The 9005-nt window shown below is 61.5% G+C and carries 8 protein-coding genes; all 8 read left to right on the top strand.

The features are described from left to right. Positions 1 to 137: 137 nt before the first annotated feature. The 8 genes from HK26_RS05830 (at position 138) to murA (ending at position 8930) form a co-directional block, all read left to right on the top strand. The gene (locus HK26_RS05830) at positions 138 to 791 is read left to right on the top strand and encodes an ABC transporter substrate-binding protein (RefSeq protein ID WP_086638910.1); all 654 of its coding nucleotides are present in this window, start codon (positions 138 to 140) and stop codon (positions 789 to 791) included. 74 nt (positions 792 to 865) lie between these two features. After that, complete coding sequence (gene hpnI, locus HK26_RS05825; RefSeq protein WP_086638909.1) at positions 866 to 2041, top strand: bacteriohopanetetrol glucosamine biosynthesis glycosyltransferase HpnI; 1176 nt, start codon at positions 866 to 868, stop codon at positions 2039 to 2041. A 146-nt stretch (positions 2042 to 2187) separates the two neighbouring features. Further along, positions 2188 to 3615 carry a hopanoid biosynthesis associated radical SAM protein HpnJ gene (hpnJ, locus tag HK26_RS05820; RefSeq protein WP_180539346.1) on the top strand — a complete coding sequence of 476 codons (1428 nt, stop codon included), beginning with the start codon at positions 2188 to 2190 and terminating at the stop codon, positions 3613 to 3615. A 122-nt stretch (positions 3616 to 3737) separates the two neighbouring features. Beyond that, positions 3738 to 4592 (top strand): hopanoid biosynthesis-associated protein HpnK, encoded by an 855-nt coding sequence (gene hpnK / locus HK26_RS05815; protein WP_086638907.1) that lies wholly within the window; start codon positions 3738 to 3740, stop codon positions 4590 to 4592. A 384-nt stretch (positions 4593 to 4976) separates the two neighbouring features. After that, positions 4977 to 6740 carry a carbohydrate porin gene (locus HK26_RS05810; RefSeq protein ID WP_086638906.1) on the top strand — a complete coding sequence of 588 codons (1764 nt, stop codon included), beginning with the start codon at positions 4977 to 4979 and terminating at the stop codon, positions 6738 to 6740. Between the two features lie 155 nt (positions 6741 to 6895). Beyond that, positions 6896 to 7117 (top strand): hypothetical protein, encoded by a 222-nt coding sequence (locus tag HK26_RS05805; protein ID WP_086638905.1) that lies wholly within the window; start codon positions 6896 to 6898, stop codon positions 7115 to 7117. Then, positions 7108 to 7662: a dCTP deaminase gene (dcd, locus tag HK26_RS05800; protein ID WP_025828253.1), complete on the top strand. Its 555-nt coding sequence runs from the start codon at positions 7108 to 7110 to the stop codon at positions 7660 to 7662. The genes HK26_RS05805 and dcd overlap by 10 nt, the downstream gene beginning before the upstream one ends. A 5-nt stretch (positions 7663 to 7667) precedes the next feature. Continuing rightward, on the top strand, positions 7668 to 8930 hold the full coding sequence (murA, locus tag HK26_RS05795) for a UDP-N-acetylglucosamine 1-carboxyvinyltransferase (protein WP_086638904.1): 1263 nt from the start codon (positions 7668 to 7670) through the stop codon (positions 8928 to 8930). The last annotated feature ends 75 nt before the right edge of the window (positions 8931 to 9005 follow it).

Raw genomic sequence — 9005 nt, 5'->3', positions numbered from 1 at the left:
CAGTATGACGAGGCCGGGCTCTCCGCCCCCCACATCGTCGCAACCGCACTCAACGCACTCGGCGTGAGCGCTGCGGGCATCGGAGACATGCTCGAAGCAACCTTGCCAAACTGTGCAACCGGGACAAAATCGTAAGCATGAAACGTATTTCTTTCCGCGCAGGGCTCGTGCTTGGCATGAGCATGGCGCTCCTTCCCGCTGTTGGGGTTGGCGTATCCGCCCCGGCTGCGTTTGCCCAGTCCGCTCCCTCCAGCGCAGTAATTGCCCCGGTGCAGACCCTGTACAAGGCGCTGGACCAGATCGTGCAGTCCCACGGCAGCTTTGCCGAACGCAGCCAGATCGTGGCCGCAGCCGTGGACCAGTCCTATAATCTGGAAGCCGTGCTCAAGGCCTCCATCGGCCTGCGCTACAACGGGCTGAGCGCTGATGAAAAGCAGAAGCTGCTGGCCGCGTTCAAGGACTATACGGTCGCGCGCTATGTGAGCAACTTCAAGCCCGGTGCGGACGTCAAGTTCACCATTCTGCCCGATGTGACCGATAGCCCCGTGGGTGGTAACAAGCTTGTCGTCACCAACCTTGGTGCCAGCGACGGCTCCACCCCGACCGAACTCAGCTATGTCATGAGCAATGCTGGCGGGTCATGGAAGATTGTGGACGTGCTGCTCAGCGACGCCCGGATCAGCCAGGCGGCGGCACAGCGTTCGGACTTCAGCTCCACACTGACCTCTGGTGGCGTGTCCGGCCTTATCAGCGTACTTGAGCGCAAGGCTCAGACCTACGCCAAAGATTAAGGGAACAGGACGAGGCGCGTGCGGCAACGCAAACAGACACCAATCCCCGCTATGGGGCGCATGATGGTTGAAGCATGGTAGCGGTTCTCCCTCTTCTGGCGGCTGCCAGCGCGCTTCTTTCTGTTACCGGCTGCGTACAGTCCTCTCTGGGGGCTGGGCTACTGGCACGCTTCCGCCGCACCGAGCGGCGGCCAGTTGTGCTGGGCAACCCGCCCCCGGTGACCGTGCTCAAGCCCCTTTACGGCTCCGAACCCCTGCTGGAGGAGGCGCTGGAAAGTTTTTGCACGCAGGACTACCCCCAAATGCAGATCCTGTTTGGTGTGCGCGATGCGGACGACCCCGCCATTGCCATTGTACGCCGCTTACAGGAGCGCCACCCGCATCTGGACATGGAGCTTGTGGTGGACCCCGCCCTGCACGGGCTGAACCGCAAGATCAGTAACCTGATGAATATCCTGCCCAAAGCACGGCATGAGATTCTGGTTATCTCCGATTCCGACATTCATGTGCGGCCCGACTACCTGCAGCATATTGTCTCTGCCCTGCACCAGCCCAACACCGGGCTGGTCACCACGCTGTACGCGGGCCTGCCCGCCAGCGGCTCTCTGGTGCAGATGCTCGCGGCCTGCCAGATCAACCACAACTTTCTGCCCGGCGTCATGCTCTCCCGCTATCTTGGGCGGCAGGACTGTCTGGGCGCCACCATGGCGCTGCGCCGCCAGACGCTGGATGCGGTAGGCGGGCTGGAAGCCCTTCTGCCCCATGTTGCGGATGACGCCCTGCTGGGCAGGCTTGTGCGGCAGGCCGGCATGAACATTGCCATTGCCGAGTGCATGACGTGGACCACCATTGCCGAATCCAGCATGGGCGAGCTGCTCCGCCATGAACTGCGCTGGGGCCGCACGGTGTGCACACTCGCCCCCATGGGCTATGCGGCCTCCTCCATCCAGCTTCCCCTGTTCTGGGCGACGCTGGTTGTGCTTTTTCAGCCACATGCAGCATGGAGTTTGCCATTCTTCTGGGGCATATGGGCCATGCGCGCCCTGACATCGCTGCTGATTGACCGCGCCGTGGGCTCGCGCCCGCTGTGGCCGCTTCTGCTGCTCCCCGTGCGGGACTGGCTGTCTGCCGCCATTATGGTCGCCAGCGCCAGTGGTACGGAAGTGCACTGGCGGGGGCAGACCATGCACATTGCCCCCCACCCGACCGCAGCCCCGACCCCGGTGCGCAGCCTCTCCCCCGGCCCATAGCCTGCGCATGCAAAAGCTTGCCTTACACATATGCGCCAGAGTAATTGCCTAAACCAAAGCAGACACGTGAAGTCCCTGCGCCAGCATTCATGTCCGCGCTTACTGTTGGACCCCACCGTTTTACGCCCTTGTCAGGATAGAAACCGATGACGATGAGAACCCTTTTTCTTCAGCCGCCAACTTTTGATGGTTTTGATGGCGGCGCAGGCTCGCGCTATCAGGCACGCCGTGAAATCAAATCTTTCTGGTATCCGACATGGCTGGCCCAACCTGCGGCTCTGGTTCCCGGCAGCCGCCTGATTGACGCCCCCCCCGCCAACATGGGCATGGAGCCCATTCTTGAAGACGTGAAAAACCGCGATCTGGTGGTGCTGCACACCTCCACCCCGTCCTTTGCCAAGGACGTGCAGGTGGCCCAGATGCTCAAAGACGTGAACCCGAACCTGAAGATTGGCATGGTTGGCGCCAAGGTTGCCGTGCAGCCCGAGGAAAGCCTGCTCAAGGGTGCGCCGATCGACTTTGTTGCCCGCAATGAATTTGATTACACGATCAAGGACATTGCCGATGGCATGGACTTCAAGGACGTGGACGGCATTACGTGGCGCAACAAGGATGGCCAGATCATTGCCAACCGTGACCGCGCCATGATCGAGGACATGGATTCCCTGCCCTTCGTGACCGAAGTGTACAAGCGCGACCTGCGGATTGAAGACTACTTCATCGGCTACCTTATGCACCCCTACCTGTCCATTTACACAGGCCGTGGCTGCAAATCGCGCTGCACGTTCTGCCTGTGGCCGCAGACCGTGGGGGGCCACCGCTACCGCACCCGCAGCCCGCAGCATGTGGCGGCGGAAATCCGTCTGGCCATGCAGTACTTCCCGCAGGTGAAGGAGTTCTTCTTTGATGATGACACCTTTACCGATGACCTGCCCCGTGCCGAAGCCATTGCGCGTGAACTGGGCAAGCTGGGCGTAACCTGGTCGTGTAACGCCAAGGCCAACGTGCCGTATGACACGCTCAAGGTCCTGCGTGACAACGGCCTGCGCCTGCTGCTGGTCGGCTACGAAAGCGGGAACCAGCAGATCCTGCACAACATCAAAAAAGGCATGCGCGTTGAAGTTGCGCGCGAGTTCACCAAGAACTGCCATGAGCTGGGGATTAAAATCCACGGCACCTTCATTCTGGGTCTGCCGGGCGAAACGAAGGAAACCATTCAGGAGACCATTCGCTTCGCGCAGGAAATCAACCCGCACACGTTGCAGGTTTCCCTTGCTGCCCCTTACCCCGGCACGGCCCTGTTCAAGGAAGCCACGGAAAACGGCTGGCTGGACGAAAGCAACGCAGAACTGCTCGACGACAACGGCGTGCAGATTGCTCCGCTGCACTACCCCCACCTGTCGCACACCGAAATCTTCAACAGCGTGGAAGAATTCTACAAGAAGTTCTACTTCCGCGCGCCCAAGATTGCCTCCATCGTAGGTGAAATGGTGCGCTCCCCCCAGATGATGAAGCGCCGCCTGCGCGAGGGTGTGGAGTTCTTCCAGTTCCTTAAAGGCCGCAAGGCTGCCTGATCTGACATAACTTACGGCTCTGGGTGGGGGGCGGCGCATAAGTCCCCCACCCAGAACAGCCATGACAGCCCCCACCCGCCGGTGTTAGACACAGGCAAAGGTTACAAAGGGCTGCCAGAACCATGAAACGCGCCATTATTTCTGCCGATGATTTCGGCATGTCGGTTGAAGTGAACGAGGCCATTGAACAGGCCCATGTTAACGGCGTGCTCTCAACCGCCAGTCTTATGGTCTCCGGCCCCGCAGCACAGGATGCGGTGGAACGGGCCAAACGCCTGCCCTCCTTGAATGTTGGCCTGCATCTGGTGGTGATTGAAGGACCATCGGTGCTGCCCCATACCCGCCTGCCGCTGATTACGCGGGACAATGGCTGGTTCTCCTCCTCCCAGCTTGGGCTTGGGGTGGACTATTTTTTCCGCCCCGAAGGACGACGCGAGCTGGAGGCGGAAATTACCGCCCAGTTTGAGGCCTTCAGCCGCACGGGGCTGGCACTTGACCATGCCAACGCCCACAAGCACATGCACCTCCACCCCACCGTGGGCAAAATGATGATCGGCATTGGCAAGGGCTACGGGCTCAATGCCGTGCGTGTGCCGCTAGAACCCCCCAAACCCCTGTATGCCGCAGGCACCTATACCGACACACTCGGAGATGCCGCCCTGCGCCACTGGACCGCCATACTGCGCCATCAGGCCCATGCGGCGGGCATGGCGACCAATGACTGGTGCTTTGGACTGGCATGGAGCGGACACATGACCACCGAGCGCATAGCAGCCCTTGCCGCCCACCTGCCCGATGGCGTGTCCGAGATCTACTTCCACCCCGCCACCCACAAGAACGCCATGCTGGAAGAGCTGATGCCAACCTATGAGCACGAGGCCGAATTTCAGGCGTTATGCTCGGCCGGTTTTCGCAAAGGGCTGGAGCACGCGGGCGCGCAGCTATGCGGCTGGCAGGACATAGCACGGGGCGCATAGCTGCCACGCGTATGTTGCAAATTTATCGTTATAACAAAAATTTGCACTCAGTTTTTCCTAAAAAACCGATCTATGGGGGTTTTAGGTAATATTATTACCCAAACCCTCTTGACCGGATATTTCTCTTCATGCTCCTGATGGCAAACCGACAACAACAAAAACAATAACGGTCTGTCCCATGGTCGCACATCCTGCACACAGGTACTTCCGCCTCCGTCCCTCTGCCGCCCTGCCTTACGTGCACGGTCGCAGTGCCTATCCCTGCAAAGCTGTCAGCACCGCTCAGGCGGCCTGAATACCAGCCCCAAGGGGGAGGCTCCTCCCCAGCATTCTGCACGCACAGGACAACTCCCTCCAGCAAGAGCGAGAGGAAGCGGAATAACAATGCCAAAAATACACCGCCCCCAGCCCCACGGCACGCCCACACGCATGCCGTGCGTCTTTGCCCCCCGCACCACCACTGCCGCAGCCCTTGCGCTGGCCTCCGTCTGGCACGCGCCTTTTGCGACGGGCGTGGCCCGTGCGCAGACCACCCATGCCTCCGCCCTGACGGCGCAGCCCAGTGTGGCCCCCATCTCGGACACGATCATCAACCCCGGCAGCAAGGTCCATGCCCTGCCCACGCAGTCCCTGCGCCCGCTGGATGCAGAGACCATGGGCCCGGACCTGAGCGCAATCCGCCGCCCGCCCAATACGCCCATCCCGCCCAGCGGGGTGCCCATTCTGCCGTCCCCCGGTCTGGCGCCGCTGAGCGTCATGCCGATCATGCCGTCAGACACACCCCACTCCCTGCACCAGATTGAACTGGACGCCCTGAGCAATGCCGAAGGGCCATCCGCCCTGCTGCCCGCAAGCATAGACGCCCAGCGCGACTATGACCTGCCAGACCCCTACTACGTGCCCACCGCAGGCACAGGGCACCTTATTCCGCAGTTGATGCCATTCCGCGACCGGCTGCGGGACAAGGGCTTTTCGTTCTCATTCTCCTACAAGGGAGAGGCCATGGGGCTGGCCGCAGGGGGTCTGCATGACCAGAAGGGCATCAGCTACGTGCATGAGCTGACCTTGCAGACCACGTTTGATCTGGGCCGCATGAACCCGGCACTCAACGGCTGGTCTGTGCATGGGCTGGTGATGGAACGTGCAGGCCGTGCGGCGCAGAACGTGCGCGCGGGCGAATACTACGTGGCCCTGCAGGAGGTGTACACGCTCTCTGGCAACGTGGCGGCCCATCTGGTGGACATGTACGCCGAAAAGAAGATGCTCAACAACAAGCTGGACATCATTTTTGGCCGTATGTCCCTGACCCATGTGTTTGCCACATCTCCGCTGCTGTGTTCGTTCATGGTCACCTGCTCCGCCCCTGTGGCCATCAAGCAGTTGCCGGGCATGAGCGTGTACCCCAAGGCCACATGGGGCGCGCGCGCACGCTTCCGCCCCACGCGGGACACGGCCATACAGGTGGGTGCATACTCCGTCAGCACCCTGACGCAGAACCCCTCTGGCTGGTCATGGGGGTCGGAGGACGCTACGGGTCTCTCCCTGCCAATCGAGTTCACGTGGGCGCCGTTCCTGACCCGCAACCGCCTGCCCGGCCACTACGTGATCGGGTATGAGCACGATACAACCCGTTATGCGGACAAGATTGGCTCGGTCCTGCCCAGCCGCGTGGCCAACACGCTGCCGGGTACACGCTCCGCGCCATCCGACGCCATGTGGCTGGAGGCAGACCAGATGGTCTACCGCCTTGGCGGACGTAACCAGATGGCCGGTGGCTACCTGATGGCAGGCTACGTGCATGCCACCCCACGCGTGGTCAATATATCTGATCAGGCTTATGGGGGCCTGTCGTTTGTGGGGCTGATTCCGGGGCGTCTGACCGACCGGTTTGGCGTGCTGTACTCCTGGTACAAAGTCAGCCGCCGCCGCCGCGAGAGCGAAATTCTGGCCGTGGACGGCGGGTACTCGCTGGGCTCGACCATTCGCGGAATCCAGAACGATTCCGAGCTGATCGAGGCCTACTACGGGATTGATGCAACCCACGGCGTGCTGGTCCAGCCCGAGTTCCAGTACCTGATCCACCCCGGTGAGACGCACCACATCCCCGATGCGGCACTGATCGGCCTTAAGGTTATTGCCAACCTGTAAACACCCTGCGGGCAAGCCCCTGCTTTGGCCCCCGCCCCACAAAACAGCATGAACAGGGCCTGCCCCCGTGGCAGGCCCTAGGCATGGGGTGGTAGCTCTGCTAGTCAACAAGGCGAACGTTCAACCTGCACGCGACTGGCCTTGCTGCATCTGGCATGACTGACACGCCCGACAACACCCCCTCCCCCGGACAGACCCTTTCCGCCAGAGCGGAAGCGGCCCGCACCGAACGCCTTGCCCGGCAGGCTGCGGCCCTGCGCGCCAACCTGCGCCGCCGCAAGGATCAGGCCCGCACCAGACAGGACCACACGGCGGAGGACAAACCCGCCACCACCACACACACACCCGGTAATGGAGAGAGCAAGACATGCCCGTGATGCCCGATACATGGATCCGCCAGATGGCGAACGATCACGGCATGATCGAACCGTTTGTGGAGAACCAGCGGCGCGAAGGCGTTATTTCCTACGGTCTGTCCTCCTACGGGTATGACGCCCGGGTGGCAGATGATTTCCGTATTTTTACGGATGTGAACAACGCCATTGTGGACCCCAAGAACTTCAGCCCCGAGGGTTTTGTGTCCCGCAAGGCGGATGAATGCATTATTCCGCCCAACAGCTTTGTGCTGGCCCACACCATTGAATACTTCCGTATTCCGCGTGATGTGCTGGTGGTCTGCCTTGGCAAGTCCACCTATGCGCGGTGCGGCATTATTGTAAACGTCACCCCGCTTGAACCCGAATGGGAAGGGCAGGTCACGATCGAGATCAGCAACACAACGCCCCTGCCTGCGCGCATTTACGCCAACGAGGGTATCTGCCAGTTCCTGTTCTTCAAAGGCGATTCCCCGTGTGAGGTCAGCTACGCTGACCGTGCCGGCAAATACATGGGCCAGCGTGGCGTTGCCACGCCACGGATGTAAGGCACATGGACCATTTTGTCATTCGCGGGGGGCGCCCCCTGCATGGAGAAATTACCATTGGCGGGGCCAAGAACGCAGGGCTCAAGCTGCTGGTTGCAGGGCTTCTGACCTCTGAGCAGCTTGTGCTGAGCAATGTGCCCCATATTGCCGACATTGCCACCATGCGCGCCCTGCTGGAGCAGCACGGGCTGGATGTGCAGGACGTGGCGGGCGATGGCACCACGCTGTCGGTCGGGGGAGAGATCACCAACACCGAAGCCCCGTATGACATTGTCTCCAAGATGCGGGCCTCCATTCTGGTACTGGGCCCCCTGCTGGCCCGCTGCCGGGAGGCACGCGTGTCTCTCCCCGGTGGGTGCGCCATTGGCACCCGGCCTGTGGACCTGCACCTGAAGGGGCTGGAAACACTGGGGGCCGAGATTACGCTGGAGAACGGCTACATCAACGCCCGCGCGCCCAAGGGGCTTAAGGGGGAGCGGATCATTCTGCCCTTCGCCTCCGTTGGAGCGACCGAAAACCTGATGATGGCGGCAACGCTGGCACAGGGTAAAACCGAGATCATCAACGCGGCCCGCGAGCCTGAAATGGTGGATCTGGCCAACTGCCTGAACGCCATGGGCGCGCGCATTACCGGCGCGGGCAGCTCCGCCATTCTGATTGATGGCGTGGAGGCCCTGCACGGGGCCGAGCACCGCATTATGCCCGACCGGATTGAATGCGGCACCTACGCCTGCGCTGCCGCCATTACGGGGGGTGACCTGCGGCTGGTCGGCGGGCAGATGGACCACCTTGGCGCTGTTGTGCGCGCGCTGGAAGAATGTGGGGTTGAAGTCACCCAGGATGGAGACACCATGCGCGTGCGCCGTACTGGTGCCCTGCGCGGGATCGATATCATGACCGAGCCTTACCCCGGCTTCCCGACCGATATGCAGGCCCAGTTCATGGCCCTGCTCTCGGTCGCTGAGGGCGCGTCCATGATTACCGAAACCATTTTTGAAAACCGGTTCATGCATGTGCCCGAGCTCAACCGCATGGGCGCACGCATTAACGTGCATGGGTCTTCTGCCATTATCCGTGGGGTGCACAGCCTGTCTGGCGCACCGGTCATGGCGACCGACCTGCGGGCGTCGTTCTCGCTCATTCTCGCAGGGCTCGCCGCCCATGGTGAGACCATTCTGAGCCGCGTGTACCACCTTGACCGGGGGTACGAGGCCGTGGAACGCAAACTGGCCAAATGTGGCGCACTGATTGAGCGCGTGCGGGACTAAAACCTTCCGCCCTGCACATAAAAAAGCCGGATCAGCACACGCTGGTCCGGCTTTTTTTATAACCAGCCCTCAGGG

Origin of the sequence: Acetobacter okinawensis (genome assembly GCF_002153655.1) — a bacterium.
GTDB lineage: Bacteria > Pseudomonadota > Alphaproteobacteria > Acetobacterales > Acetobacteraceae > Acetobacter > Acetobacter okinawensis_A.
The sequence above is the reverse complement of the archived record's forward strand: the minus strand, read 5'-3'. Positions and strand labels throughout refer to the sequence as shown.

Excerpts from the sequence above, each read along its gene's own strand:
- HK26_RS05805 (WP_086638905.1), top strand. The coding sequence starts at position 6,896 with ATGACTGACACGCCCGACAACACCCCCTCCCCCGGACAGACCCTTTCC.
- HK26_RS05830 (WP_086638910.1), top strand. The coding sequence starts at position 138 with ATGAAACGTATTTCTTTCCGCGCAGGGCTCGTGCTTGGCATGAGCATG.
- HK26_RS05810 (WP_086638906.1), top strand. The coding sequence starts at position 4,977 with ATGCCAAAAATACACCGCCCCCAGCCCCACGGCACGCCCACACGCATG.
- dcd (WP_025828253.1), top strand. The coding sequence starts at position 7,108 with ATGCCCGTGATGCCCGATACATGGATCCGCCAGATGGCGAACGATCAC.
- murA (WP_086638904.1), top strand. The coding sequence starts at position 7,668 with ATGGACCATTTTGTCATTCGCGGGGGGCGCCCCCTGCATGGAGAAATT.
- hpnJ (WP_180539346.1), top strand. The coding sequence starts at position 2,188 with ATGACGATGAGAACCCTTTTTCTTCAGCCGCCAACTTTTGATGGTTTT.
- hpnK (WP_086638907.1), top strand. The coding sequence starts at position 3,738 with ATGAAACGCGCCATTATTTCTGCCGATGATTTCGGCATGTCGGTTGAA.
- hpnI (WP_086638909.1), top strand. The coding sequence starts at position 866 with ATGGTAGCGGTTCTCCCTCTTCTGGCGGCTGCCAGCGCGCTTCTTTCT.